Origin of the sequence: Sphingomonas sp. ASV193 (genome assembly GCF_040203355.1) — a bacterium.
In the GTDB taxonomy this organism is placed as follows: Bacteria; Pseudomonadota; Alphaproteobacteria; order Sphingomonadales; family Sphingomonadaceae; genus Sphingomicrobium.
On record NZ_JBEHBW010000001.1, the window covers coordinates 411,829 to 438,470 of the forward strand.

The 26,642-nt window shown below is 69.5% G+C and carries 17 protein-coding genes; 6 read left to right on the forward strand and 11 right to left on the reverse strand.

Translation table 11 applies throughout. From position 1 onward, the window contains the following. Positions 1 to 3,111, reverse strand: a complete 3,111-nt coding sequence (gene putA, locus ABDK56_RS02190; protein ID WP_349806424.1) for a bifunctional proline dehydrogenase/L-glutamate gamma-semialdehyde dehydrogenase PutA — start codon at positions 3,109 to 3,111, stop codon at positions 1 to 3. Between the two features lie 83 nt (positions 3,112 to 3,194). Between putA and ABDK56_RS02195 the strand changes: the two genes are divergently transcribed. Continuing rightward, entirely contained in the window at positions 3,195 to 4,319 is a 1,125-nt protein-coding gene (locus ABDK56_RS02195; protein ID WP_349806425.1) for an acyltransferase family protein, read from the forward strand. Here ABDK56_RS02195 and secA read toward each other — a convergent pair. From secA to addA, 3 genes are all read right to left on the reverse strand, one after another. Next, entirely contained in the window at positions 4,316 to 7,048 is a 2,733-nt protein-coding gene (gene secA, locus ABDK56_RS02200) for a preprotein translocase subunit SecA (protein WP_349806426.1), read from the reverse strand. The two genes, ABDK56_RS02195 and secA, sit on opposite strands and share 4 nt — an antisense overlap. 124 nt (positions 7,049 to 7,172) lie before the next feature. Further along, positions 7,173 to 7,499, reverse strand: a complete 327-nt coding sequence (trxA, locus tag ABDK56_RS02205) for a thioredoxin TrxA (protein ID WP_349806427.1) — start codon at positions 7,497 to 7,499, stop codon at positions 7,173 to 7,175. Between the two features lie 55 nt (positions 7,500 to 7,554). Next, a complete protein-coding gene (gene addA / locus ABDK56_RS02210) occupies positions 7,555 to 10,911 on the reverse strand; it encodes a double-strand break repair helicase AddA (protein WP_349806428.1) in 3,357 nt (1,118 codons plus the stop codon). A gap of 79 nt (positions 10,912 to 10,990) precedes the next feature. On the opposite strand from addA, the gene ABDK56_RS02215 reads away from it, so the two are divergent. Beyond that, on the forward strand, positions 10,991 to 11,152 hold the full coding sequence (locus ABDK56_RS02215) for a hypothetical protein (RefSeq protein WP_349806429.1): 162 nt from the start codon (positions 10,991 to 10,993) through the stop codon (positions 11,150 to 11,152). Positions 11,153 to 11,156: 4 nt separating this feature from the next. Here ABDK56_RS02215 and addB read toward each other — a convergent pair whose 3' ends face one another. From addB to ABDK56_RS02240, 5 genes are all read right to left on the reverse strand, one after another. After that, on the reverse strand, positions 11,157 to 14,078 hold the full coding sequence (gene addB, locus ABDK56_RS02220) for a double-strand break repair protein AddB (RefSeq protein WP_349806430.1): 2,922 nt from the start codon (positions 14,076 to 14,078) through the stop codon (positions 11,157 to 11,159). Continuing rightward, positions 14,071 to 14,766, reverse strand: coding sequence for a nucleotidyltransferase family protein (locus tag ABDK56_RS02225; protein ID WP_349806811.1), 696 nt, complete (start codon positions 14,764 to 14,766; stop codon positions 14,071 to 14,073). The genes addB and ABDK56_RS02225 overlap by 8 nt, the downstream gene beginning before the upstream one ends. 62 nt (positions 14,767 to 14,828) lie before the next feature. Further along, the gene (locus ABDK56_RS02230) at positions 14,829 to 15,821 is read right to left on the reverse strand and encodes an aminoglycoside phosphotransferase family protein (protein ID WP_349806431.1); all 993 of its coding nucleotides are present in this window, start codon (positions 15,819 to 15,821) and stop codon (positions 14,829 to 14,831) included. After that, positions 15,818 to 16,255 carry a tRNA (adenosine(37)-N6)-threonylcarbamoyltransferase complex ATPase subunit type 1 TsaE gene (tsaE, locus tag ABDK56_RS02235; protein ID WP_349806432.1) on the reverse strand — a complete coding sequence of 146 codons (438 nt, stop codon included), beginning with the start codon at positions 16,253 to 16,255 and terminating at the stop codon, positions 15,818 to 15,820. The genes ABDK56_RS02230 and tsaE overlap by 4 nt, the downstream gene beginning before the upstream one ends. 10 nt (positions 16,256 to 16,265) lie before the next feature. Then, positions 16,266 to 18,629, reverse strand: a complete 2,364-nt coding sequence (locus tag ABDK56_RS02240) for a sensor histidine kinase (protein ID WP_349806433.1) — start codon at positions 18,627 to 18,629, stop codon at positions 16,266 to 16,268. A 255-nt stretch (positions 18,630 to 18,884) separates the two neighbouring features. Between ABDK56_RS02240 and ABDK56_RS02245 the strand changes: the two genes are divergently transcribed. The 4 genes from ABDK56_RS02245 to ABDK56_RS02260 all read left to right on the forward strand — a co-directional run bounded on the left by ABDK56_RS02245 (position 18,885) and on the right by ABDK56_RS02260 (position 24,501). Then, positions 18,885 to 19,625, forward strand: a complete 741-nt coding sequence (locus ABDK56_RS02245; RefSeq protein WP_349806434.1) for a TonB-dependent receptor plug domain-containing protein — start codon at positions 18,885 to 18,887, stop codon at positions 19,623 to 19,625. Beyond that, positions 19,589 to 22,066, forward strand: a complete 2,478-nt coding sequence (locus ABDK56_RS02250) for a TonB-dependent receptor (protein ID WP_349806435.1) — start codon at positions 19,589 to 19,591, stop codon at positions 22,064 to 22,066. Before ABDK56_RS02245 ends, ABDK56_RS02250 begins: the two co-directional genes overlap by 37 nt. Before the next feature lie 70 nt (positions 22,067 to 22,136). Further along, entirely contained in the window at positions 22,137 to 22,925 is a 789-nt protein-coding gene (locus tag ABDK56_RS02255) for a hypothetical protein (RefSeq protein WP_349806436.1), read from the forward strand. Beyond that, a complete protein-coding gene (locus ABDK56_RS02260; protein ID WP_349806437.1) occupies positions 22,918 to 24,501 on the forward strand; it encodes a tetratricopeptide repeat-containing sulfotransferase family protein in 1,584 nt (527 codons plus the stop codon). The genes ABDK56_RS02255 and ABDK56_RS02260 overlap by 8 nt, the downstream gene beginning before the upstream one ends. Here ABDK56_RS02260 and ahcY read toward each other — a convergent pair whose 3' ends face one another. Together ahcY and ABDK56_RS02270 are read right to left on the reverse strand one after the other, a co-directional pair. Next, positions 24,502 to 25,914, reverse strand: coding sequence for an adenosylhomocysteinase (ahcY, locus tag ABDK56_RS02265; protein ID WP_349806812.1), 1,413 nt, complete (start codon positions 25,912 to 25,914; stop codon positions 24,502 to 24,504). Between the two features lie 104 nt (positions 25,915 to 26,018). Continuing rightward, complete coding sequence (locus ABDK56_RS02270; protein ID WP_349806813.1) at positions 26,019 to 26,579, reverse strand: YqgE/AlgH family protein; 561 nt, start codon at positions 26,577 to 26,579, stop codon at positions 26,019 to 26,021. Positions 26,580 to 26,642 lie beyond the last annotated feature (63 nt).

Sequence of the window (26,642 nt, forward strand, 5' to 3'; positions counted from 1 at the left end):
TCACCCGTCGATCGCCGCCATCAGGCTGGCATTGCCCCCGGCGGCGGTGGTGTCGATGCAGGTCACCCGCTCGGTCGCGAAGCGCGCGACATAGTGCGGCCCGCCCGCCTTCGGCCCGGTCCCGCTGAGCCCTTCGCCGCCGAACGGCTGGCTTTCGACCACCGCGCCGATCTGGTTGCGGTTGACGTAGAGGTTGCCGACCCGCGCCCGCGCCTCGACGTAGCGGCGGGTCGTGTCGATCCGGCTCTGCAAACCCAGCGTGAGGCCGAAGCCGGTCGCGTTGATCTGGTCGAGCACCGCGTCGAGCGTCCCCGATTTCCAGCGGATGACGTGAAGGATCGGGCCGAAATGCTCGCGGTCGAGATCGGCGAGCGAGTCGATCTCGACCAGCGCGGGGGTGACGAAATGGCCGTGGGCGGCGCTGTCGGGCAGCGGCAGGCGAGCGAGGAAGCGACCCTTGCCCTCCAGTTCGGCAAGGTGCGCGTCGAGCGCGGCCTTGGCTTCGGCGTCGATCACCGGCCCGACGTCGGTGGTGAGCTCGGTCGGGGGGCCGATCACCAGCGCCGCCATCGCCCCCTCGATCATGGCCAGCATCGAATCGGCGACGTCGTCCTGGATGAACAGGACGCGCAGCGCCGAACAGCGTTGCCCCGCGCTCTGGAAAGCGCTGGCGACGACGTCGCGGGTGACCTGTTCGGGAAGCGCCGAGGAATCGACGATCATCGCATTCTGCCCGCCGGTCTCGGCGATCAGCGGGACGATCGGCCCGGCGCGGTCGGCGAGCCCGCGGTTGATCGCCCGCGCGGTGTCGGTCGAGCCGGTGAAGGCGACCCCGGCGATCCCCGGATGCGCGGTCAGCGCCGCGCCGACTCTGCCGTCGCCGGGAACGAGCTGGACCACCTCGCGCGGGATTCCAGCCTGGTGGAGCAGCTCGATCGCGAGCGCGCCAATCAGCGGAGTCTGCTCGGCGGGCTTGGCGAGCGCGGCGTTGCCCGCGGCTAGCGCGGAGGCCACCGGTCCGACGAAAATCGCGAGCGGGAAATTCCACGGGGAGATGCACGCGAAGGTGCCGCGACCGTGAAGCCTTAGCTCGTTGAGCTCGCCGGTCGGGCCGGGAAGCGGGGTCGCGGCGGCGAACTGGCGACGCGCCTCGGACGCGTAGAAACGCAGGAAGTCCACCGCCTCGCGCACCTCGAGCACCGCGTCGAGCGGGGTCTTCCCGGCCTCGCGGATGCACAGCGAGAAGAATTGCTCGCGATGCTCCTCGAACAGGTCGGCGGCCCGGTCGAGCAGGCGGGCGCGCTCGGTCCCGCCGAGCGCGTCCCACGCGGGCTGGGCAGTATTGGCGGCGGCGACCGCGGCGCCGACGTCGGCGTCGCTCGACCAGCGCGCTTCGCCGACCGAGCGACGGCTGTCGTAGGGCGAGACGATCGCGACCGCTTCAGCGCCCTGCCCAATCGTTGGCGCGGCGGTCCAGCGCCGCGCCTCCAGCGCGGCAAGCCGGTCCATCAGCGGCTCGCGCACCAGCGGGTCGCTGAGGTCGACCCCGGCGCTGTTGCGGCGCCCGGTGAAGATCGCGTCGGGCAAGGGGATCGCCGGATTGCGCCTGGGTTCGAGCGCGGCGAGCTCGGCGACCGGGTCGCGGACCAGCGCGTCGATCGGCACCTCGTCGTCGGCAATGCGGTTGACGAAGCTCGAATTGGCCCCGTTCTCGAGCAGCCGGCGGACGAGGTAGGCGAGCAGTTCCTTGTGGCTTCCCACCGGCGCGTAGATACGCACCGGGGTCACCGGGTCGCCGAGCGCGCCCTCAAGCTTGGCCAGTTCCTCGTAAAGCCCCTCGCCCATCCCGTGGAGCCGCTGGAATTCGAACGGCGTCGCCCCGGCGAGCGCCTTGATCGCGCCGATACTATTGGCATTATGCGTGGCGAAAGCCGAATAGATACAGTCGCTTGCGGCCAGCATCTTCTTCGCGCAGGCAAGATAGCTGACGTCGGTCGCGACCTTGCGGGTCCACACCGGATAGTCGGTAAGGCCGGCGACCTGCGCCATCTTGATCTCGCTGTCCCAATAAGCGCCCTTGACCAACCGAACCATCAGGCGACGTCCGTGCGCGCGGGCGAGATCGGCCACCCAGTCGACCAGCGGCGCGGCGCGCTTCTGGTAAGCCTGGAGCGCGAGCCCGAAGCCTTCCCAGCCGCTAGCGAAGATCGCATCGTCGGCGACGATCGCCTCGATGATGTCGAGCGACAGTTCGAGCCGGTCGGCCTCCTCGGCATCAACGGTCAGGTGGATGTCGGCCGCGGCGGCCTTGAGCGCCAGGTCGCGGATCACCGGCACGATCGCCGCCTTCGCCTCATCGGCATGGCTCCATTCGTAGCGCGGGTGGAGCGCGCTGAGCTTGACCGAGATCCCCGGCGCCTTGCGGAACCCCTGCCCCTTCGCGGCGCGCGCGATCGTGTCGAGCGCGTCGGCGTAGGCGCTAGCGTAGCGCGCGGCGTCGGCGTGGGTCTTGGCCGCTTCGCCGAGCATATCGAAGCTGTGGCTCCACCCCTTCGCCTGCTCGGGCCGCGCGCGCTTCAGCGCTTCGTCGATCGTCCGGCCGAACACGAACTGCCGACCAAGGATTTTCATCGCCTGCCCGACCGCGGTGCGGATCACCGGCTCGCCGAGCCGCCCGACCGCGCGCCCGAGTGCGGCGCGCCATGTCGCCGAACGGTCGTTGGCCTCGTCGAGCACCTTGCCGGTCAGCAACAGCGAAATGGTCGCGGCGTTGACGAAGGTCGAGCGCGAGCCGCCCAGCTTCTCGGCCCAGTCGGGACCGGCGAGCTTGTCGGCGATAAGGTCGTCGGCGGTCCCCGCGTCGGGGATTCGAAGCAGCGCCTCGGCGAGGCACATCAGCGCGATGCCCTCGTCGCTGCCGAGGTCGTAGGCCTGCATGAAGGCATCGAGCCCGGCCGCCTTGTGCCCGCGCACCGCTTTCACCAGCGTCCGCGCGATCTTGCCTGCCTCGCGCTGCTCGGTGGCGCCCAACCGCGCCTGGCCGATCCGTTCCTCGGCGACCGCGGCTTCGTCGGGGCGATAGGCACGGCGGAGCGCGCTGCGGTCGATCATCACTTTGTTAATCCTTGGAAACTATGAATTGCCCACGCGCTTAGTCGGGCTCACGCCGACTTTCCAGCGCCTTGGGAGGGCGAATGCGGTCGGCGGCGAACACGGGCGAGAGCAAGCTGCTCGGGCTGGAACTGTTGCGCTTCGTCTGCGCCTTCGCGGTGCTCGTCTGGCATTACCAGCATTTCTACCACATGGGCGGCTCGCAGCCCTACGTCCGCAGCGCGCAGCCGCTCTACGCGCTGCTCGCGCCCTTCTACGAACTCGGGCTCTACGGCGTGCAATTCTTCTGGGCGATCAGCGGGTTCATCTTCTTCTGGAAATATGGCGCGACGATCACCGAGGGCGCGATCGGCGGGGGCAAGTTCTTCGTCCTGCGCTTCTCGCGCCTCTACCCGCTCCACCTCGCCACCCTGCTGATCGTCGCCGCGCTCCAACCGGTCTATGGCCTGCTCACGGGCGGGCCGTTCGTGTACCAGAACAACAGCCTCGGCCAGTTCCTGCTCCAGCTCGGCATGGCCAACCAATGGGGGCCGCCGGTACCGTTCACCTTCAACGGTCCCTTCTGGTCGGTATCGGCGGAAGTGTTCGTTTACGCGGTCTTCTTCATGGCGATGCGGACGCTCGGACTCTACCGATTCTGGGTCGCGGCGGCGATCGCGGGGATCTGCATCGCGATCCAGCTTGCCGGGGCGGTGTCGCCGGCAATTGCCTGCGCCGCCTATTTCTTCCTCGGCGGAATGGTCGCCGAAGCGCATCGCCGGGCGCGCGGGGAAGTCGGCGCGCGCTGGGTCGCCGCGCTGGCGCTGGCGGTGATCGGCGGGTTTGGCTGGAGCCGCGACATGTTCAGCCGCGACACCGCGCCGCTATTCCTGCTCCTCCTGCTTCCGCCCTTGCTGTTTCTCGCGGCGCAGGAATGGCGGCTGCTCGATCGCTGGCAGAAGCCGATCGAATATGCCGGTAACCTCACCTACTCGACCTACCTTAGCCATTTCCCGCTGCAGCTGATCGCCGCGATCGTCGTCGCGGCGTTCGGCCTGCCGGTGCCGGCGAACTCGCCCTTCCTGCTGATTGCCTACCTCGCGATCACCATGCTGGTCGGGCGGCTGGTCTACCTGCGCTTCGAACGGCCCGCGCAGGACGCGATCCGCTCATGGTACCGCCAGCGCCAGCCCCGCGCCGATACCGAGGCGACCTCGGCCGCGCTCTAGGCGCCCTGCCCGTGGCAGAACTTATACTTGAGGCCTGATCCGCACGGGCACGGAGCGTTGCGGCTTTCGGGCGCGGGCACGGGCGAGCCGTCGGGCATCGTTTCCGGGATCGCGGCGGCGGCGGCGGGCAATGCTGCCATCGCCCCGGCGCGCGATGCCGCGTCCTGGTCGGCGCTGTCGTCGAGCCCGGTCAGCGGATCGATGTGCTGGGTGATGAAGTCGGGGAGCCCAACCGGGGGCATGACCGGCGGCGGCGCCTGCACCTGCGCGTGCATCAGCATCCGCGTCACATCCTCGCGGATCGCCACCAGCAGCCGCTCGAACAGCAGGAAGGCCTCCTGCTTATACTCGTCGATCGGCTTCTTCTGCGCGTAGCTGCGCAGGTAGATCACCTGCCGCAGCGCATCGAGCGTCGACAGATGCTCCTTCCAGTGATGGTCGAGCGTCTGGATAAGGATCTGCTTTTCGAAATCGGCCCAGTTTTGCGGGTCCAGGGTCGCCAGCTTCGCGGCCACCTCGGCGTCCGCGAGCCCCTGGAGCCGCTCGGTAATCAGCTCGGGCTCGACCGCTTCTTCCTCGAGCCAGTCGGCCACCGGCGGCTCGATGCCAAGCACTTCGGACACGTCAGTCTTCAGCCGCTCGACGTCCCACTGCTCGGGATAGGTGCCCGGCGGGCACGAAACCTCGACCAGCGAGCGGATCGTCTCGGCACGGAAATCCTCGATGACGTCGCTGACATGGTCGGCGTCCATGATGTCGGCGCGCTGCTCGTAGATAACCTTGCGCTGGTCGTTCATCACGTCGTCGAACTCGACGACCTGCTTGCGGACATCGTAGTTGCGCGCCTCGACCTTTTTCTGCGCGGTCTCGATCGCCTTCGAGATCCATGGGCTTACGATCGCCTCGCCGTCCTCGAGGCTCTTGTTCATCAGCCGTGCGAACATCGTCTGCGGCCCGAAGATGCGCAGCAGGTCGTCGTCGAGGCTGAGGTAGAAGCGCGACAGGCCGGGGTCGCCCTGGCGACCCGATCGGCCGCGCAGCTGGTTGTCGATGCGGCGGCTCTCGTGGCGCTCGGTGCCGAGCACGAACAGGCCGCCGGCGGCGAGCACCTGCTGCTTTTCGGCCTCGATCTGCTCCTTGATACGCTCGATCCCGCGCTCGCGCTCGGGCCCTTCGGGCATGTCGCCGAGCTGGTCCTCGACAAGGAATTCGAGGTTGCCGCCGAGTTTGATGTCGGTGCCTCGCCCGGCCATGTTGGTGGCAATGGTAACCGCGCCGAGCCGGCCCGCCTGCGCCACGATATGCGCTTCCTTTTCGTGGAAGCGGGCGTTCAACACCTCGTGGCGAATGCCCTCCTGCTGGAGATATTCGCTCAGCATCTCCGATTTCTCGATGCTGACCGTGCCGACAAGCACCGGCTGGCCCATGTCCTGCCGCTTCTTGATCTCCTTGGCGATCGCGGCGAACTTGTCGGTGATGTTCTTGTAGAACTCGTCGTCGTCGTCGATTCGCTGAACCCCGACGTTGGTCGGGATAGACACCACGTTCATCCGGTAGATGTCGAAGAATTCGGGCGCCTCGGTCGCGGCGGTGCCGGTCATGCCCGAAAGCTTCGGATAAAGGCGGAAATAATTCTGGAAGGTGATCGAGGCGAGCGTCTGGTTCTCGGGCTCGATATCGACGCCCTCCTTGGCCTCGACCGCCTGGTGGAGCCCGTCCGACCAGCGCCGCCCGTCCATCATCCGGCCGGTGAACTCGTCGATGATGATGACCTTGCCGTCCTTGACGATGTAATCGATGTCCCGCTTGAACATCTTGTTGGCCTTGAGGGCCTGGTTCAGGTGATGGACCGTCTGGGTGTTGGCGATGTCGTAGAGGTTCTGCCCCTCGATCAGCCCCGCGCCTTCGAGCAGGCGTTCGGCCTTTTCGGTGCCGTCCTCGGTCAGCACGATCGACTTCTGCTTCTCGTCGAGCTCGTAATCCTCGTCGACCAGCTGCTTCACGATCGCGTCGACGCCCATGTAGAGCTCGCTCTTATCGTCGGTCGGGCCCGAGATGATGAGCGGGGTGCGCGCCTCGTCGATCAGGATCGAATCGACCTCGTCGACGATCGCGAAATTGAACGGCCGCTGCACCATCTGGTCGCGACTGTATTTCATATTGTCGCGCAGATAGTCGAAGCCGAGCTCGTTGTTGGTCGCGTAGGTGATGTCGCTGTTGTAGGCGGCGCGGCGTTCCTCGTCGGTGAGGTTGGGCACGATCACCCCGACGGTGAGCCCAAGGAAACGATAGACCTGCGCCATCCATTCCGCGTCGCGCTTGGCGAGATAGTCGTTGACCGTGACGACGTGGACGCCCTTGCCCTCGAGCGCGTTGAGATAGACCGCCAGCGTCGCGACCAGTGTCTTGCCCTCGCCGGTCTTCATCTCGGCGATTTCGCCGCGGTGAAGCGCGATGCCGCCGATCATCTGCACATCGTAATGACGCTGGCCGAGCGTCCGCTTGGCCGCCTCGCGCACCGTGGCGAAAGCCTCCGGCAGCAGATCGTCGAGCTTGGTGCCTTCCGCCAGCCGCCGGCGGAACAGCTCGGTCTGGCCGCGCAATTCCTCGTCGGTCAGCGCCGAGATGGTCGGCTCGTACGACGCGATCGCCTGGACGGTCTTGCCGAGCGACTTGACGTAGCGGTCGTTGGCCGAACCGAAGATGGAATTGGCGATCGATTGCAGCATGGATGGTCCTGTGTTGGCCGCGCGCGGGGCAGGAACGAGGGTTCCCGCGCGCGCGGGCGAAAGTCGGCGGCGATGTAGGGGGCGGCCCCCGCCTCGTCAATCGAAACGGGGGCTCCGGGACCGACTAGAGCTGCGCCTCGAGCCACTGCTGGATCTGGCCACGCGGCGCCGCGCCGACCTTTTGCGCGACCGCCTGGCCGTCCTTGAACAGCAGCATGGTCGGAATCCCGCGCACTCCGAACTGCGAAGGGGTGTTCGGGTTCTCGTCGATGTTGATCTTGGCGATCGTCACCTTGTCGCCCAGCTCGCCGGCGATTTCCTCGAGCGCGGGCGCGATCATCCGGCACGGGCCGCACCATTCGGCCCAGAAATCGAGCAGCACGGGCTTGTCGCTCTGCAGTACGTCGGCCTGGAAGCTGTCGTCGGTGACGGTCTTGGTGTTCGCGCCCATCGCAAGGTCCTTTCGGTTCGGTTGACCCGCTATATGGGGCGGGCCGCGCCGCCGCTCAACCGTCGACCGACACGAGCCGCGGCCCGTGGGTGTAGAGCAGCGCCGCCTCGATCCTCCGCCCCGGGAAGATCGCCGCCAGCGCCTCGCGATAGGCGACCATCTGCTGGCGGTGCGAGGCGGGCACGTCGTCGGGTCCGCCCGGGACCGACCGGCCGGTCTTGTAATCGACCAGCGTGACTCGGTCGGGCTCGACCCGCAGCCGGTCGACCGTCCCCGCGATCACCCGACCGTCGGGCAAAGTCGCGACGATCGGCGCCTCGGCGAGCGCCCCCGGTGCGAACAGGGCCGCGTAGCGCGGGTCGGCGATGACCGCGCAGGCCGCTTCCGCGATCTCGGCGCGCGTTTCCGGATCGTCGACGCCTGCGCGCGCCAGCCAGCCGAGCGCGAGGTCGTGGCGCGAGCCCGGATCGGCGTCGGGCAGGCGTTCGAACAGCGCGTGGAGCAGCGTCCCGCGCCGCGCCGCGTCGCGCAGTGCGGGCGACGGCGGCGGCGCGGCGTCGCGATCGGTGGCGAGCGCCGACGGGCTGAGCGGACGCGGCGGCACCGCCTCGGCGGGGGCCGCGCGGTCGAGCCATTCGGGGCGCGGCGGGTCGGCGAGGCGGCGGCGCGGACGGCGCGTCTTGCCGCCGGCCGGCCCTTCTCCCGCCCAGCGGAGAATGCCGCCAAGATCCTCGGCGCCGAGCGATGCCAGCCCGGCGGCGATCCGGCTGTGCCAGCTGTTCGTGCTGATCTGGCCGCGCGACGGATGGAGCCCGGCGACGACCAGCCGGTCGGCCGCGCGGGTCATCGCGACGTAGAGCAGCCGCCAATGCTCCTCGAGATCGCGCCGCGCCGCTGCATCGATCAGCGTCGCGAACGGCTCGACCCGCTCCTCCTTGCGCGGGCGAACCAGCGGCGCCTCGCGCCCGGCGACGGGAAAATCGATCGTCGAGGAGACGCCGCCGCTCCTGGCGGGATCGAAGGTCGCGTCGGCAAGCAGCACCAGCGGCGCTTCGAGCCCCTTGGCGCCGTGGACCGTCATCACTCGCACCGCGCCCCCGGCGGCGCTCGCGTCGCGCTTGACCTCGACCTCGCCCCCCGCGAACCAGGCAAGGAAGCGGTCGAGCGAGGCGGTTTCCTCGCGCTCGAATGCCAGCGCGCTCGACACCAGCTCCTCGATCGGGTCACGCGCCGCCTCGCCGAGCCGCGCGAGCAGCTTGCGCCGTCCCTCGATCGGCCCCGACAGGATCGTCTCGAGGAAGCGCGCGGGGGTGACATAGTCGGCCATCGCCAGCAGCCCCGACAGCATCGCGTGGGTGTCGTCGCGCCGCTCGCCAAGCCGCGCCCACAGGTTCTTCGCCCCGCGATCGTGGGCGAGGTCGAACAGCGCCTCCTGGCTCCACCCGACCAGAGGCGAGACGAGAAGCGAAGCGAGGTTGAGGTCGTCGTTGGGCTGCACCGCGAACCCGACCGCGGCCATCAGGTCGCGCACCGCGAGCGGCTTCGACAGGTGAAGCCGGTCGATCCCCGCCACCGGCACACCTTCGGCGAACAGGCGGGCGACGATCAGCGCGGCAAGCTCGCTCCGGCTTCGAAGGAGGATCATGATGTCGCCGGGCGCGAGCGGCGCACCGGTCGACGGCATCAGCGGCGGATCGGCGAGCCAGTCGCGCACCTGCCGCGCGATCGCCGTGGCGTAGCGCCGGACAGGTTCGGCGATCCAGCCTTCCTCGCCGTCCGCCCCTTCTCCCTCGTCGTCGGCAAGAAATGGCGGCCACAGCTCGACCGAGCCCGGCCGGTCGCGACCCGCACGGTGCGGCGCGGGCGGCTCGGGCAGCCCCATCGCCTCGTAGCCGATTTCGCCGATCGTCGCGTCGACCACGTCGAGCACCGCCTGCGCCGAGCGAAAGCTGGCGCTGATCGACAGCGACTGGAACGGGATCGTCGTCCGCTCGGCTGCAAGTGCCGCCGCCTCGAGCGCGTCGGCGCGCGCCTTGATGCGATTTCGATAGGTCTCGAACTCGCGCGGGTCGGTCCCCTGGAAACTGTAGATCGCCTGCTTGAAGTCGCCGACCATGAACAGGGTTCGGTGGCGCGGTTCGGGGTCGGGACCGCCGGCGAAAAACTCGCCGACCAGCGCGTCGACGATCTCCCATTGGTCGCGATTGGTATCCTGCGCCTCGTCGACCAGCACATGGTCGGTGCGCTGGTCGAGCTTGAACCGGATCCACTCGCCGATCCCCGGCTGCGCGAGCAGACCACGCGCCCAGCGGATGAGGTCGTCGAAATCGGCCACCGCGGCAGCGCGCTTGGCCTCGGTCCACGCCGCCGCGAACGCCGACCCGGCGCGAAGCCCGGCGGCGGCGGCGGCGGCGAACGCGGCCTTGCGGCGAAGCGCGACCAGCCCGCCGACCAGCGCGTGAAGCCGCTCGCACAGGTCGGGATAATCGTCGCATCCCTTGGTCCGGGCATTGCGCGCGCGCGGCGTCCCCTCGCCGGTCAGCACGACCCCGATCAGCCCGTCGAGCGTCCGGGCGCGGTCGGCGGGGGAGAGCAGCAGCCACGCCTCGATCTGGTCGGCGAACTTCGTGCCTTCCTTGCCGCCGATCGCCCGGTTGGCCTCGGCCATTCGCCGCAGCAGCGCGCAGTCGAACGAATCGTCGTGGCACGCGGCGGCCAGATAGTCGTCGAGATCGCCGTCGGGGACCTCGAGCACTGCGCGGAGCATCGGCTCGAACCGGCTGGGATCGCCCATCTCGGCGAAAGCGTCGCCTGCGTGCCCCGCCGCGAGCAAATAGCTTTCGGCGCCCTCTTCGCCAAGGCGAAGGCTGAGCGATTCGATGTCGCGCAGCAGCCCCGGGTCGGCTTGCTCGGCGAGGGTGGCCAGCGTTCGCCGCGCCAGCTCCTTTTCGGCGCGCCCCTCGATCGGCTCGAAGCCGGGGGCGATTCCCGCCTCGGCCGGAAAGGCGGCGAGCAAAGTCTGCGCGAAACTATGGATGGTCTGGATCCTGAGGCCCCCCGGCGCCTCGATCACCCGCGCGAACAGGCGGCGGGCGCGCTGGCGGGTGCGCGGGTTCGATTCCTCGCCGATCGCCTGCAGGTCGTGGCCGAGCTCGGCATCCCCCATCCGCACCCAGCGCGCCAGCCGGTCGCCCAGCCGATTGGCCATTTCCGCCGCCCCGGCCTTGGTGAAGGTCAGGCACAGGATCGATTCGGGCGCCGCCCCGGCGAGCAGCAGGCGAAGCACCCGCGCGATCAGCACCTGCGTCTTGCCGGTCCCCGCCGAGGCCGACAGCGCGGCGTGGATCATCGGCTCGCTCGCCGCGCGCTGGTCGCCGCGGAGACGGTTGAGGGGGGAGCGACGACGCGACATCGCCCGAGCGATAGCAAGCCGCTCGCGGCTTCCCAAGCGCGCGCTTCGCTCCTAATCCAACGCGCAAGAGGAGAGAGACATGACCGAGCGCGAGGACGAACGGAGGACCAAGCTGGTCAAGGCGGGGGTCGCGGTCGGAGTCGGCTCGGCCGCGCTGGTCGCCGCGCTGCTCTACGCCTCGACGGTCAAGAAAAAGCCCCGGCCCAAGCCCTCGCCGCGTACCACCCCGCCGACCGACTAGGAGGCTAGGCCTCGCCCGTTTCGCCGCGGATCGGCGCCTCGTCGCGCCCGTACCATTCCTCCAGCCGCATCAGCTGGTCATAGTCGCCGTAGGGCGCGTAGGCCGGGTTGAGCTTGGCAACGAACGGCGCGTCGCCGGTCAGGTAATTGGTGGCCACCGCCGCGAACTGCCGCGCGGCATGGGCGACGAACGCCTCGGCTCCCAGTTCCTTGTCGGCATCGACCCGCTTGCCGAATGTGCCGCGATCCTTGGCCAGCGACCAATATTCGTGCCGCCCGGTCGGGCCCCTGGTCCCGCCAAACCCGGTCCGCTCGGCGATCAGTGCGAGCAGCCCGAGCTGGAGCGCATAGCCCTCGCGCACCGCCTTGGGCGCGGGCGGCTTGCCGGTCTTGTAGTCGACGATCGCGAGCCGCCCGTCGGGCAACCGGTCGATCCGGTCGACCCGCCCGAGCAGCGTCACCCCGTCGATCTCGGACTGCCCCTCGACCTCGGCGAGCAGCGGCCGCCGTCCCTCGGCGAGGTCCGCGGTCATCGTCGCTGCGACCCAGTCGATCGCCTCGAGCAGCCGCGGCGACCACAGCGCGCGGAGCATCGGGTGGAGATTGTCCGACGCGAGCAGTGCTTCGGCACGCGCGCGAAGCTTGGCCGGGTCGCAGCGGTCCTCCTCGAACCACGCCTCGAACGCTTCGTGGACCGCGCTTCCCTTCCACGCCGCGCTCTGCTCGGCATCGACCGGCTCGAGCGGGCGGAGCCGAAGGATCGCCTCGGCATAGAAGGCGTACGGATCGGCCTTGAGCCGGTCGAGCGCGGTGACCTTGATTCTTCGCGGGCGCGCCGCGACCGGGGGGCTTGGGGCCGGGCGGTCGGCGGGGCGGCCGATGCCGTTGCGATCGATCGTCGCCGCGAGCCGTTCGAGCCGCACGTCGCGCGCGACGCCGCCGGTCATCGCCTGCAGCCGCCGCCACAGCCGCGACGCGACCGTCGGCGCGCTGTCGCGCCGGGCGCGGGTCAGAAGCACGCGCGGCGCGCCGAGCGCCCCGGCGAAATCGTGCGCGGCGAGCCCGGTGCGCGTGTCGAGCCCGGGAAGCCCGAGCAGGCGGCGAAGCGACGGGGCGAGCCACGGGTCCGGGCTCGGCAGCGACGGCCAGACCCCCTCGTTCATTCCGCCGAGGATCATCAGGTCGGCGTGCTGCAGCCGCGCCTCGAGCAAGCCCCAGATGAAGATCCGCGGATGCCCGCCATAGGGCCGCCGCACCGGCACCCCTGCGAGCAGGTCGCGGAGCAGCGGCAGCGCCTCGCCCTCGCCGAGCGCGAAGGCGGCGGCCTCGCTCGTTTCGAGCCGTTCGAGCAGTTCGGCCGCCGCGCGCCCCGCCGGCCCACGCCACGCGGCATCGCCCGCCAGCCGCTGCGCCGCCTCTCGGAGCGCCGCGGCGAGCCCGGCGAGCGTCGTCGCCCCGGCGAAATCGGCGAGCAGCCGGGCGGCGGCGGGCCGAAGCCGAGACCATGGCTCGGCCGCGCGCTTCTCCTCGACCGCTACCGCGTCGAGCCCGGCCAGCCCCGCGCGCGGGCGTGGGCCGCGCAGCGCGAGATCGAGCGCGCGGACGTCGTCGAGCCACGCCAGCCGCGCCTCCCCCTCCCCGCCGACCAGCGGATGCTTGAGCAACGCGAGCAGCGGGACCGGGGCGAGCTGCTCGTCGGCGGCGGCGACCAGCGAAAGCAGCAGGGTGCCCGGCGCGGTCTCGCCAAGCGGCTGGCCGGCGCTGTCGTCGGCGGCGATGCCCCAGCGTTGCAGGTGCGCCGCGACCCGTGCCGCTAGCCCCCGGTCGGGCGTGACCAGCGCGGCGGTTTCGCCGGGCCGCTCGAGCGCCTCGCGAAGCGCGATCGCGATCGCCTGCGCCTCGGCGGCGGCATCGGCCAACTCGACGCAGCGGACCCCGGTCAGCCGCCGCTCGCGCGCGGGAAGCGAGGCCCACTTGTCGGAAAATTCGGCGGCGGTAAGCGCATGGGCGACCGCGCGCGAGCGAACCGCGGGCGAAGCTGCGCGGCCACCCGCCGGCCAGCGCTCGACCTCGGCGCGGGCGATTCCCATCCGGTCGAGCAGCTGCTTGAGATGATATTGCGGGTGCCGCTCCTCGCCGCGGCCGTCGGCGTCGGGGCCGAGCGCTTCCCACTCGTCTTCGGGCAGGCTGTCGGCGAGGGCGAGCCCGGGGAGCACCACCGCCCCGCCCTCGATCCGCGCGACGGCGGCGAGCAGGGCGGCGACCGCGGGAGCCGCGGTGGTGATCCCGGCGGCAATCGTGAAGCCCGGCGGTGGACGGTCGCGCCAGCGCGCGGCGAGCCCGTGAAGCAATCGCGAGCGCCGCCCGGCGAGGTCGATCCGCCCGCGCTCGGCGAGCAGCCGCGGCCAGCGCTCGAGCACCGCCTCGAACCGGTCGAGCGCCCTTTGCCAGTGACCGGCGAGGTCGGGGGCGTGCGGCCGCAATTCCCTCAGCCGCGCGGCTGGCACTTCCTCGACCAGCAGCGCGTCGAGCGCGCGCGCGAGGTCGGCGGCGAGCCGCATCGTCTCCGCCGCGCTCTCGCCCGGCCGGCGCAGCAACCCGGCAAGAAGCAGCTGACGATCGAGCGGGTCGATCGCGGGTGGCAGCGGATCGCTAAGGTCGGCGGCGTCGAGCGCCCCGCCGATTCGGTCGTCGATTTCGGGATCGCCGATCGCGATCAGCCGGGGAAGCAGCAGCCCGCCCCCGCTGGCGCGGACGAACGCCTCGGTCACCGTCCGCACCGCGCGGTTGTTGGGAAGCAGAATTCGCCCGCCCGCCAGCGCGTCGGGGGCGCGGCCGTGGCGGCGGATCAGCCCGGCGACAAGCGCGTCGGCGAAGCTGCGGTGCGCGGGGATGGTGAAGACGGCGGGGCGAGACGCCTCAGCCATCGGCGAGCGCGGCCTCGACCAGCTTGATCGACGCCGGGGTGCCGACGTCGAACCACTGGCCCTGGTGGACCGCGCCGAAACAGCGCCCCTCGGCGATCGCCCGGTCCCAGAACAGGTTGGTCGAGAACGGCCCCTTGGGCGCGTCGCGCAGCAGCCGCTTCGAAACCATCTGGATGCCGGTATAGACGAACGGCGCGACCTTGCCCGGCGCGCGGCGCTTGAGCCGCCCGGTCGCGGTCATGTGGAAGTCGCCCTGACCGCGATGCCCGCCCGCGCGTGCCTGCGGGACGAGCAGCAGCAGCGCGTCCATCTTCGCCTCGTCCCAGTGCGCAGCGAGGAGCTTGAGCGCGTCGCTTGGCCCATCGACCCAGTAATTGTCGCTGTTGACGACGAGGAACGGGTCGGCATCGAGCAGCGGGAGCGCCTTGACCATCCCGCCCCCGGTCTCGAGCAGCAGGTCGCGCTCGTCGCTGATCGCGACGTCGAAGTCGCCCGCGTGGCTCTTGAGGTGCGCAATCAGCGCGTCGGGGAGATAGTGGACGTTGACGACGATCCGCTCGACCCCCGCGGCGCGCAGCCGGTCGAGCACATGGTCGATCAGCGCCTTGCCCGACAGCTCGACCAACGGCTTGGGGCGGGTCGCGGTAAGCGGCCGCATCCGCTTGCCGAGCCCAGCGGCCATCACCATCGCGGTCCGCGGCACCGCGGCGGCGACCTCGGGCCGGATCGAGAGCGCGCGGACGACGCCGGTCACGCGAGCTCGCCCTGCCAGATGGCGGTGCGCCGGTCGTCGGGGACGTGCGCGTCGAACCAGGCGCGGACCGGCGCCAGCGAGGGATGCGCCAGGTCTCGTTCGAGCAGCCCCCACATCCGCGGCTGGAACGCCTTGTAACGCGGCTTGCCGTCGCGCTTCCACAAGCGGCAGAAAACGCCGAGGATCCGCGTGTTGCGCTGCGCGGCGAGCGCCCAATAGGCGCGCTCGAACGCTTGGCCGCTGCCGGTCGCGGCAAGGTAGCGGTCGATCATCGCCCGCTCGATTGCCGGGGTGACGTCGCGCCGCGCATCCTCGAGCACCGAGACGAGGTCGTAGGCCGGATGGCCAGCCAACGCGTCCTGGAAGTCGAGCAGCCCGAAGCGCGCGATCCCCTCGGCGCCGTCGAGCAGCATGACATTTTCGGCATGATAGTCGCGAAGCACCACCACCGGGCCGAGCCCGTCGTTCGCGACCGGCGCGAGCACTTCGGTCCACGCCTTGCGCCACTCGTCGTGACCGGCGATCGGCAGCCCGACCGCGGGCAAATACCAGTCTAAGAACAGGTCGAGCTCGGCCAACCATTCGGCAAGCCCGTGCGGCGGCAGGCCGGGCATCGGCGGCTGGCGATGGAGGTGGACCAGCACGTCGGTCGCGATCTCGTACAGCTCGGTTTCACTGCCCGGCCGCTCGTCGACATATTCGCGCATCCGCACGTCGCCGAGGTCGTTGAGCAGCAGCAGCCCGCGATCGAGGTCCGCGCCGAGAATCTTCGGCGCGACCAGCCCCGCCTCGTCGAGCCAGGTCGCGACCGCGACGAACGGGCGCGGGTCCTCATGCGGCGGCGGCGCATCCATCAGCACCGCGCGCGCCTCGCCGCGAACAACCCGGAAATAGCGGCGGAAGCTGGCGTCCCCCGCCAGCGGTTCGATCCTCGCTCCGTCCCAGCCGTTGGCGGCGAGGAATTCGGGCGCGGCCTCGGGGGGGGTCATTGCGGCGGCCATCGGTCCTCCCATGCCGCGGGCACTTGCGCTGTCAAGCGCCGCGCGCCGCCCGGCGCCTCGTGAAAGGCGAGCCGAAGCGCGCCGGGGAAGGCATTCGCCCCGCCATGCTCGGGCCATTCGACGAGAAGCGCGCCGTCGGCGAGCACCGTCTCGAGCCCCAACTCGTCGAGCTCGGCGGGATCGTCGAGCCGGTAGAGGTCGGCGTGCCACAGCGGCAGGTTGAGCGCGTCGTAGGGCTGGACCAGCGCGAAACTCGGGCTCGGCACCTCCCCCTCGTGGCCCAGCGCGGCGATCAGCCCGCGCGCCAGCGTGGTCTTGCCCGCGCCGAGCGCTCCCGACAGCGTCACGATGTCGCCGGGCCGGAGCCGCGCGGCAAGGCGCGCGCCGAGTGCCCGCGTCGCCGCCTCGTCGGCCAGGATCATGGTTGGCGCATCACTGTGGCGCGCGCGGGATGACGAGCGTCAGCCGCGTCCCCTTGCCCTGTTCGGACTCGAGCCTGACGCTGCCGCCATGCGCCTCGACGAACTGGCGGGTGAGCGGCAGCCCGAGCCCGAGCGCCGCGTCGGCCCCGCGCCCCCCGGTCGAATCGCCGACCCGGTGAAAACGCTCGAACACGCGCTCCTGGTCCTCGGCGGCGATCCCGCGCCCGTTGTCGGCGATGACGATGGTCACCGCCGCCTCGTCCCCGCTTGCGCTGATCGCGATCTTGCCGCGCGCATCGGTGAAGGCGATCGCGTTGCGCAGCGGATGCTCGATCGATTCGCGCAGCCGGCGGACGTCGCCGATCACCGTTCCCGCCGACGGGTCGATGTCGACCTTGAGCGACTGGCGCTTCTCCTCGGCGCGCGGACGAAGCGTGTCGACCGTCGTCCGCACCAGCCCGCCCATGTCGATCCGCTCGCGCTCGAGCGTCACCGCCCGGTCGCCGCCCTGGGTGAGGTCGAGCACGTCGTCGATCATCTTCGACAATCGCGACACCGCCTCGAGGATCGCGCCGACATAATCGCTCGCCGCGGGCGCGAGCGGCCCGGCATAGCCGTTGGCAAGCATCTCGGCGAACCCGCCGATCGACGTCAGCGGCGTGCGCAACTCGTAGCTCATGTTGGCGACGAACCCGGTCTTGACCCGGTCGGCCTCCTCCAGCGCGGCGGTGCGTTCGCGCAGGGCGGCTTCGATCCGGCTGCTATCGGTCACATCGACCATGGTGAACAGCGCGTTGCCGTCGGGGAGCGGGACCGCGGCGAAGTCGAGCTGGCGACCGTCGGTCATGATCACCCGCCCGGTCCCCGACTGGCGCCCGGTGGTGGTCGAGCGGACCAGCTCGCGGACCTGCGCCGCGGCGGTCGGGTTGACCAGCTGGCGCGCCATCACCGGGACCAGCTCGTCGACCCGCGGATGCTCGCCGAGCCAGCTTTCGTCGAGGTTCCACACCTCGCTGAAGCGGCGGTTCCACAAATAGAGCCGCCCGTCCGAGGCGAACACGCTGACCGCCTCGAACAGATTGTCGAAGGTCGCCGCGCGGACCCGAAGCAGCGTGTCGCGCGCCGAGGCGAGCCGGACCTGCTCGGTCCGGTCTTCGAGGATCAGCCGCAGCCCCCCGTCGGGAAGCGGCTGGGCGACCACCCGCCAGTGGTCGCCGTTGGCGAGGATCCAGTCCTCCTCGATCATTTCCTCGGGGCTCATGAACCAGCCTCGCCGGTCCTGCTTCCACGCCGGGAAGTCGCGCACTTCGGGCAGGCGGCCCTGCTCGCGCATCCGGTCGATCAACCGGTCGAACTCGGGCTGCTCGTCGAGCCACTCGGGCTCCAGCCGCGCCATCACCGCGAACGGCTGGTTGTAGAAGTCGAGCTGGCGGTCGGGATTGAACTGGACCGCGCCCGCGGTCATCCGGTCGGCAAGCTCGCGCTGCGACTGGACGTGGCGGCTTAGCTCGTGGCGCGCGTCCTCGAGCGCCTGGATGTCGATCGCGAAGCCCGCCACCGCCCCGGTCGGCAGCGGCACGTCGACCAGCCGGAGCATACGCCGTTCCTCGCCGAGCGTCGCCGGCTGGGTTCGCGAATAGGGCCGCCCCTGCTCGAGCGCCTTGATCGCCCCCGCTTTCGCGCTGTCGCCGCCGCCGGCGTCGAGCAGCTCGTTGCCGCGCGCGATCACCTCGGCCGCGTCGCGCGCCTGGACCGCGGTGACGAACGCCGAGTTGACCAGTCCGAGGCTGAGGTCGGGGCCGCGATACCACATCGGGAAGGGCGCCGCCTCGATCAGGTGGGTAAGCGCGTCGAGCGCGCTCTCGGTCTGGTCGAGCCGCCGCGACAGCGCCGCGCGCTCGGTCTCGGCGGTCGAGACGTCGAGCAGCCACAGCAGCATCGTCCCCGGTGCGGCGGGGGGCGCGGCGGGCGCGGCGCGGACCTCCATCGCCCGCTCGCTGCCCTTGATGCCGAGCTGGAAGCGAACCGTCTTGCCACCGAGCGCGGCGCCCGCCAGCGCCGCCTCCATCGCCGCGAGATCGGCGGGGTCGAGCGCATGGTCGCCCTCGCCCAGTCCGGAGAGCTGGGTCGGGACCGAATCGAGCCCGAGGTCGCGTGCGAGCTGGCGGTCGCATTCGATGCTGCCGTCGGGAAGCAACACGACCGGGCGGGCCGGTGCCGACGCGAGCAGCCGCCTGAAGTCGCGCGCCGCGTCGATCACCAGGCCGGCGCGGCGAAGTCGGCGGACGGCGAGGATCGACAAGCCCGCCGCGATCGCCGCCCACAGCGCGGCCACGACGACGATCGCCGCCGCCAGCCCGGGCTGTCCGATCATCCGCGCGTGCCCCCGTCCACCATCGTCCTTCCATAGGCGCGCCCGGCAAGCAGGGACAAGTCGGCGGTCGCCGGCGTTTCGATCGTTTCGGCAACATGATTGTTGCAGCAAGGCGACAGTGTCCGACAATCGTTCGACGCCCCCTCGTCTTGCCTCATCTCGGCGCGACTTCGCCTTGACTGGGATCGCCCGGCGCGAAAACTTGAGGGTCATACGATCGCACGGATGGGCAGTGCGTCGACAAGGGGACTCACAATGACCGCCACTTCCTTCCGCGCCATCGCCAGGTCCGGCCTGTTCGCCGGCGCGTCGATCGGCTCGATGTTGCTCGCGACCCCGGCGCTCGCGCAGGACGCGCAGGCCCCGGTCGCGACGCAGGAGAGCCAGCCCGTCGATCCCGCCGCCCCGCCGCCGACCAAAATCGTCAAGGCGGTGCCGAAGGTCGACCCGGTCGACAAGGACGCGATCGTCGTCACCGGCACGCGGCTCCGCCAGCCCGAGTTCACCAGCCCCGACCCGGTCCAGCGGATCGACCCGGCGCTGGCCGAGAAGTCGGGCAAGATCAGCCTCGGCGACACGCTCCAGTCCTCGCCGATCGCGGCGGGCTCGACCCAGATTACTACGGCGCTGTCGTCGAACCTCGTCACCGACGGCGGTCCGGGGTCGCAGACGATCGATCTTCGCGGCCTCGGCCCCAACCGCACCCTCGTGCTGCTCAACGGGCGGCGCGCGGGTCCGGCGGGGACGCGCGGCGGCGTGTCGTCGTTCGACCTCAACGTCCTGCCCCAGTCGATCGTCAAGAACGTCGACATCCTCAAGACCGGCGCCTCGTCGATCTACGGTTCGGACGCGGTCGCGGGGGTGGTCAACCTCGTCACCAAGACCGATTTCAACGGCCTGCAGTCGATGCCGCCGGCAACCTCACCGGCAAGAAGGGCGGCGAGCAGTTCCGCGGCAGCGTGCTGTGGGGCAAGGCGAACGACCGCGGCCACGTGATGGTCGCGCTCGACTATTTCCGCCAGAACGAGCTCAACCGCGGGCAGCGCAAATATCTCAACTGTCCCGAGGCCTATGTCTTCCGCCAGGGAAGCAATGCCCGCGCCGACCTGATCGACCCGCGCACCGGCAAATATCATTGCGAGGACCTGCCGGTCGGACAGGTGTGGACCTACGACTACGAGTATAACTACCTCGGCGGGCGCGGGAACCTGCGGCTCGGCGACGGCACCTTCGTCGGCCCGGTCAACCTCATCCAGTACCAGTATCCGGGCGAGACTCTGAACCTGCCGCCGATCGCGGGTTGCGGCGACTATAGCTGCTTCCAGGCGCCGTCGGGCTGGTTCCCGACTGGCTACAGCCCCGCCTCGCACGCGGTGCAGAACGACTTCAATCCGTTCGCCGGACGCCAGACGATCATCCCGCGGACCGAGCGCTACACGCTCTACGCCGACGCCGCCTATCATCTGACCGACGACATCGAGGCCTATGGCGAGTTCCTCGGTAACCGCCGCAAGACCGCGCAGCACGGCTACCGCCAGTTCTGGACCTTCGGCTTCACCAGCTCGGGAAGCTATTACGGCGGTAACGGCAGCTATTGGGCGCCGGGCTGGACCGGACTCAACTTCCTCAGCCCGACCGCGGTTACCGACCATGGCGTCGATGCCAGCCAGCGGGTCGATTACACCCGCACGCTCGGCGGCTTCCGCGGCGACCTTGGCGGGTTCATGCGCGGGTGGAAGTTCGACGCCCACGTCCAGTACAGCCACAACAAGGGCATCTACCGGCAGGAACAGATCCTGAAGGATGCGATCGACGCGTCGAGCTTCCAGACCGCTTCGTGCGTCGGCCAGACGCTGCCGGTGTCGGGCAAGCAGTGCCAGGACCTGCCGTGGGTCGATCCCAACTTCCTGATGGGCAAGCTCACCCCCGCGCAGATCGCCTACCTGTTCGATACCGAGACCGGCAAGACGATCTACAACCAGCTGTCGGCCGAAGCGTCGATCAACGGCAACCTGTTCGACCTTCCCGCCGGCCCGGTGGCGATGGCGATCGGGGTCGACGCGCGCCGCGATTCGATCGTCGACACGCCCGGCGCGATCACGCTGGCGGGCAACGCCTGGGGCGCGAGCTCGGGCGGGATCACCGCGGGCAAGGAAGTGACGACCGAGGCGTTCGGCGAAATCGGCATCCCGATCTTCAGGGACCGGCCTTTCTTCAAGAACCTGTCGATCAACGCCGACGCGCGCTGGACCAACGTCAAGGCGACCCGCCGCTCCGACGGATTCAGCGAGACCACCAAGGGCAACTGGACCTACAAGCTGGGCGCCAACTGGGCGGTCAACAACACCCTCCAGTTCCGCGGCACTTACGGCACCTCGTTCCGCGCCCCCGCGCTGTTTGAGGAGTTCAAGGCCGACGAGACCGGGTTCATCGGCGCGCGCGCGATCGACCCGTGCGTCAACTACGCCTTCAACCTCAGCCAGGGGAATATCGACCAGCGGATCGCCGACAACTGCGCCGCGGCGGGCATCCCCGGCAATTATGGCGGCGGATCGATCACCGCGACGACCCATTCGTCGGGCGGCATCGGCAATCTGCGGCCGGAAACCTCGAAGGCGTGGACCGCGAGCGTCATCCTCACCCCGCGCATCGCCGCGCTGCCGCGCACCTCGGTCAGCCTGGCGGTCGATTATTTCAACATCAAGGTGAAGGGCGAGATCTCGCAGCTCGGCGCCGCCAACATCGTGTTCGGCTGCTACGATTCGCCCAATTTCCCGACCGATCCATTGTGCAGCCTGTTTACGCGCGGCGGGCCCGAGATCACCGACCAGCGGGCGATCACCAACATCTACGACAAATATATCAACATTTCGTCGCAGACGAACACCGGGGTGGATTTCACCCTGCGCGTCGCGCAGAACCTCGGCCGCTGGGGTTCGCTGACGCTGCTCGGCAACGCCACCCGCCAGCTCAAGGACAAGAAGCAGGTGCTTCCGACCAGCCCGGTCGACGACTTCAACGGCACGATCGGCGATCCCAAGTTCGTCGCCAACCTCAACGCGACGTGGAAGCCACGCGGCGGCTGGTCGGTCTTCTGGGGCGCGGAGATCTACGGGTCGGCGTCGAACGAGCAGCGGTTCAAGGACCGCCATGGCGGTTCGCTCTGCCAAAGCTCGATCATCTGGGGCGATTATTGCGTCCGGCTGAAGGTGCCGACGACGGTCTATCACAACGCCTCGATCACCAAGGATTTCGGGCCGGCCAACGCGCAGACCGAGCTGACCTTCGGCGTGCGCAACATCTTCGACACCAAGCCGCCGCGGGTCAGCACGATCGGTGGTGGCGGGCTGCCGACGCTGATCGGGCCGGTGGTCGGGACGTCGCAATACGACTTCCTCGGGCGGCAGTTCTTCCTGAACGTGTCGAAGAAGTTCTGACGGTAAACGGAAGGGCGGTGCGCGTGCGCCGCCCTTCCCCCGCAACGCGTCCCGCGCTAGCCCGTCATCCATGCCGACGATCACGCTGAAAGCCGACACGCTCGACGAGGAGACGCGGCGGTTCGCGCCGTCGCCGCTTCGCCAGTCGCTGTTCCTCAACAGCATCCCCAAGAGCGGGACCCACCTGTTGATGAACATCCTCAGGATGTTCGTCCCGCTCGACCAGCAATATCGCGCGCAGTTCATCCAGTGGGGCAATCTCCAGCAGCACCTCGCCGCGCTCGACCCGGCGCGGCGGCTGTTCAGCCACGGGCACCTGTTCTTTTCCGATTCCTCGGCGATCGAGCTTGCCGGGGTCCGCCACGTCCTGCTGTGCCGCGACCCTTACGACTGGGTGCTCGCGCGCGCCCGCTTCTTCCTGTCCGACGAGTTCGAGGGGAATGTCGACTTCGTCAAGGAAGGACGGCTGGGGATCGACGAGCTGCTGACGCTGATGATCTTCGGCATCCACACCAAGTCGCCGAGCATGGCCGACATGTACGACCTCAACGTCGTCGCCTGGCTCGGCTCCCCCTCGGTCCACCTGGTGCGCTACGAGGAGCTGGTCGCGGCGGTGAAGGACCTCGAATCCGACGCGGCGGAGGCCTATTTCGGAGGCCTGTTCGGGGCGTGCGGGATCGACGTGCCGGGCAATTGGCGCGAGCGGGTGCGGGTCGGTGCGGACCGGCGGCAGAGCGGGACGGCGCGCGAGAACCTGTCGGGCTCGATCCAGCGCGTTCCCTCGACCCTTCCCGAGCGGCACCGCAAGCTGGTCGACTATGCCTCGCCGTCGCTCCGCGCGATCCTCGGCTATGTCTGAGCGCGCGGGAGAGGTTTCCGCCTTCCCCACCCTGCAGGATGCCGAGCGGCTCCTCGCGCGCGGCGACGTCGATGGTGCCTCGCGGCTGGCGATCGACCATCTTCGCAAGCACCGCGACGAGCCGCGCGGGCTGGCGCTACTCGGGCGGATCGCGATCCAGTCGGGCGCGCTGCTCCAGTCCGAGCGCTTCCTTCGGCGGGCGATCGCGCTCGGCGTCGGCGATTTCGACACGCTGTTCGCGCTCGCCGACAATCTGCGCCAGCAGGAACGGCTGGTCGAGGCCGACGAGGCCTTCGCCGCGCTTGCCGAGCGGTTCGACGATCCCCGGCTGGTGGCGACTCGCGCGACCATCGTCGAGCGGCTGGGGAATGCCGACGAGGCCGCGGCGCTCCATCGCGCGGCGGTCGCGGCCGACCCCGGGGAAAGCCGGTTCCGGATACCCTACGGGCACAGCCTCCGCTTCGCCGGGGATACCGAGGGGGCGGTCGCCGCCTATCGCGACGTCCTTGCGCGCGACCCCGAGCGGGGCGAAGCGTGGTGGGCGCTCGCCGACATCAAGGCGCGGGTGCTGACCGACGAGGATGTCGCGGCGATGAAAGCGGCGCTCGAACGCGCGATCGATATTCGCAACATCGTCCCGCTGCACATGGCGCTCGGCCGCGCCTATCACGACCGCGGCGAGCATGAGACCGCGTTCGGCCATTATTCGACCGGCAATCGCCTGCGCGCCGAGGAGCTGGCCTACGATCCCGCGACGCTGACCCGCGACATCGACCGGCTGATCGCGCTCGCCGATTCCGAGCGGCTGGCGCCGGCGGTCGAGCGCGAGGGTCCAACGCCGATCTTCCTCGTCAGCCAGCCGCGTTCGGGCTCGACCCTGCTCGAACAGATATTGGGACGCCATCCGGCGATCGAGGCGGTCGGCGAGCTGCCCTACACGCTCGCGCTGCTTCGCTCGGCGCTGGAGATGAGGATGACCCGCGGGCCGATCGATTCGCCGCGGCTGGTCGAGGCGATGAACGCGGGCGAGCGCAGCGCGCTGGGCGAGGAATATCTGCGCCGCGCGGGCGCGCACCGGCGAACCGACAAGCCCTTTTTCATCGACAAGATGCCGACCAACTGGCCCGACCTGTTGTTCATCCGGGCGATCCTGCCGCAGGCCCGCTTCATCGAGATTCGCCGCGGCGCGATGGACTGCTGTTTTTCCAACTACACCCACCATTTCGCCTCGACCCACCCGGCCTCGTTCGACCTCGTCCACCAGGCGATGAATTATCGCGACTATGCGCGGTTCACCGACCATGTCGCGGCCACCTCGCCCCGCTTCATGACGCGCGTGCGTTACGAGGCGCTCGTCGACAGCCCCGAACCCGTGGTCCGGCGCGTGCTCGAGGAGCTGGGCCTCGATTGGGCCGATGGCCTACTCGACCCGCGCCGCTCCGATCGGTCGGTGCGGACGCCGAGCGCCGAGCAGGTGCGCCGGCCGATCAACCGGTCGGGGATCGGCGCGTGGCGGCCCTACGCGAAGTGGCTGGGGCCACTCCGCGATGCGCTGGGACCGCTCGCCGACGCCTGATCAGTAGCGGTAGTGGTCGGGCTTGAACGGGCCTTCGGTCGGCACGCCGATATAGTCGGCCTGCTTCTTCGACAGCTTGGTCAGGTGGACGCCGAGCTTTTCGAGGTGGAGCGCCGCGACCTTTTCGTCGAGGTGCTTGGGAAGGACGTAGACCTCGTTCTTATATTGGTCCGACTTGGTCCACAGCTCGATCTGCGCAAGCGTCTGGTTGGTGAAGCTCGAGCTCATCACGAAGCTCGGGTGGCCGGTGGCGCAGCCGAGGTTCACGAGGCGGCCCTTGGCGAGGATCAGGATCTGCTTGCCGTCGGGGAATTCGACGAGGTCGGTGCCTTCCTTGATCTCGGTCCACTTGTAATTGTCGAGCGCGGCGATCTGGATCTCGCTGTCGAAGTGGCCGATGTTGCAGACGATGCTCATCGGCTTCATCGCCTTCATGTGCTCGGCGGTGATGACGTCCTCGTTGCCGGTCGCGGTGACGAAGATGTCGCAGCGTTTGACCGCCTCTTCCATCGTCACGACCTCATAGCCTTCCATCGCCGCCTGGAGCGCGCAGATCGGGTCGATTTCGGTGACCATCACGCGCGCGCCGCCCTGGCGGAGCGAGGCGGCGCTGCCCTTGCCGACATCGCCGAAGCCCGCGACGCAGGCGATCTTGCCGGCGAGCATCACGTCGGTCGCGCGGCGGATCGCGTCGACCAGCGATTCCTTGCAGCCGTAGAGATTGTCGAACTTCGACTTGGTGACGCTGTCGTTGACGTTGATCGCCGGGAACGGGAGCTTCCCGTCCTTGGCGATCTGGTAGAGCCGGTGGACGCCGGTAGTGGTTTCCTCGCTGACGCCCTTGATGTTGGCGACGCTCCTGGTGAGATAACCGGGCTTGGCCTTGACGAACGCCTTGAGCGCGCGCTGGAACTCGATTTCCTCGGCATTGGCGGCCTCGGGCATGGTTTCGCCCGCCTCGATCCGCGCGCCCCACAGCGCGAACATGGTCGCGTCGCCGCCGTCGTCGAGGATCAGGTTGGCGGTGGTGCCGTCCCCGTCCTTTTCCCAGTCGAAGATGCGGCCGACATAATCCCAGTAATCGGCGAGGCTCTCGCCCTTCACCGCGAACACCGGGGTGCCGGTCGCGGCGATCGCGGCGGCGGCATGGTCCTGGGTGGAAAAGATGTTGCAGGTCGCCCAGCGGACGTCGGCGCCGAGCGCGGTCAGCGTCTCGATCAGCACCGCGGTCTGGATCGTCATGTGCAGCGAGCCGGTGATCCGCGCGCCCTTGAGCGGCTGTGACGCGCCATATTCCTCGCGCAGCGCCATCAGGCCGGGCATCTCGGTCTCGGCGATATTGATTTCCTTGCGGCCGAAATCGGCGAGCGAGATGTCCTTGACGACATAGTCGTCGGCATTGGCGCGGGTCAGGGTATCGGCGGTGGTGGCCACGGCGAATTATCTCCGGTCTAAAATGGGTTGGCGCGCCCGTAGCCGAGCGGCCCCGCAATTACAAATTCAGGCGAGAGACGAACTTAGGCGGCGCCGGTCTGCCCGACAAGGAGGCGCGGATCGATCCCGATCGCCTTGAAACTGGCGTTCCAGCGGCCGTCGGCGGGCTCGCCGAACAGGATCGCCTGGTCGGCGGGCGCGGCGAACCAGCCGTGGCGGGTCATTTCCTCGTCGAGCTGCCCTGCCCCCCAGCCGGCGTAGCCGAGCGCGACAAGAAAGCGGGTCGGTCCCTTTCCCGCCGCGATCGCCTTCAAGACGTCGACCGTGCCGGTCAGCGTACCGATTCCCGGCACGACGATCGAGTCCTGCCCCGCCCAGTCGTCGCTGTGGATCACGAAGCCGCGCCCGGGTTCGACCGGGCCGCCGTGGAACACCGGCGAATCGGGCACGTCGCCCGGCTCGAGCCCGAGCTGCTTGACCAATCCGCGAAGCGAAATCCCCTGCCGCTGGTGGCCGATGCCGATGCCGAGCGCGCCCTTTTCGTCGTGCGCGCAGATCGCGATCACCGCGTGGTCGAAGCGCGGGTCGCCCATGCCGGGCATGGCGAGCAGCAGCTGGCCGGTAAGGTAGCGCGGGTCGTCCATCGCCATTCCCAACGCATGAGCCGCGTTGGCGTCGCGGCGCAAGCCTTGGAAGCGTCACCGACC

Bases quoted from the DNA above. Each gene is read 5' to 3' on its own strand.
- putA (WP_349806424.1), bottom strand. From the start codon at position 3,111: ATGATCGACCGCAGCGCGCTCCGCCGTGCCTATCGCCCCGACGAAGCC.
- ABDK56_RS02195 (WP_349806425.1), top strand. From the start codon at position 3,195: ATGCGGTCGGCGGCGAACACGGGCGAGAGCAAGCTGCTCGGGCTGGAA.
- secA (WP_349806426.1), bottom strand. From the start codon at position 7,048: ATGCTGCAATCGATCGCCAATTCCATCTTCGGTTCGGCCAACGACCGC.
- trxA (WP_349806427.1), bottom strand. From the start codon at position 7,499: ATGGGCGCGAACACCAAGACCGTCACCGACGACAGCTTCCAGGCCGAC.
- addA (WP_349806428.1), bottom strand. From the start codon at position 10,911: ATGTCGCGTCGTCGCTCCCCCCTCAACCGTCTCCGCGGCGACCAGCGC.
- ABDK56_RS02215 (WP_349806429.1), top strand. From the start codon at position 10,991: ATGACCGAGCGCGAGGACGAACGGAGGACCAAGCTGGTCAAGGCGGGG.
- addB (WP_349806430.1), bottom strand. From the start codon at position 14,078: ATGGCTGAGGCGTCTCGCCCCGCCGTCTTCACCATCCCCGCGCACCGC.
- ABDK56_RS02225 (WP_349806811.1), bottom strand. From the start codon at position 14,766: ATGGTGATGGCCGCTGGGCTCGGCAAGCGGATGCGGCCGCTTACCGCG.
- ABDK56_RS02230 (WP_349806431.1), bottom strand. From the start codon at position 15,821: ATGACCCCCCCCGAGGCCGCGCCCGAATTCCTCGCCGCCAACGGCTGG.
- tsaE (WP_349806432.1), bottom strand. From the start codon at position 16,255: ATGATCCTGGCCGACGAGGCGGCGACGCGGGCACTCGGCGCGCGCCTT.
- ABDK56_RS02240 (WP_349806433.1), bottom strand. From the start codon at position 18,629: ATGATCGGACAGCCCGGGCTGGCGGCGGCGATCGTCGTCGTGGCCGCG.
- ABDK56_RS02245 (WP_349806434.1), top strand. From the start codon at position 18,885: ATGACCGCCACTTCCTTCCGCGCCATCGCCAGGTCCGGCCTGTTCGCC.
- ABDK56_RS02255 (WP_349806436.1), top strand. From the start codon at position 22,137: ATGCCGACGATCACGCTGAAAGCCGACACGCTCGACGAGGAGACGCGG.
- ABDK56_RS02260 (WP_349806437.1), top strand. From the start codon at position 22,918: ATGTCTGAGCGCGCGGGAGAGGTTTCCGCCTTCCCCACCCTGCAGGAT.
- ABDK56_RS02270 (WP_349806813.1), bottom strand. From the start codon at position 26,579: ATGGACGACCCGCGCTACCTTACCGGCCAGCTGCTGCTCGCCATGCCC.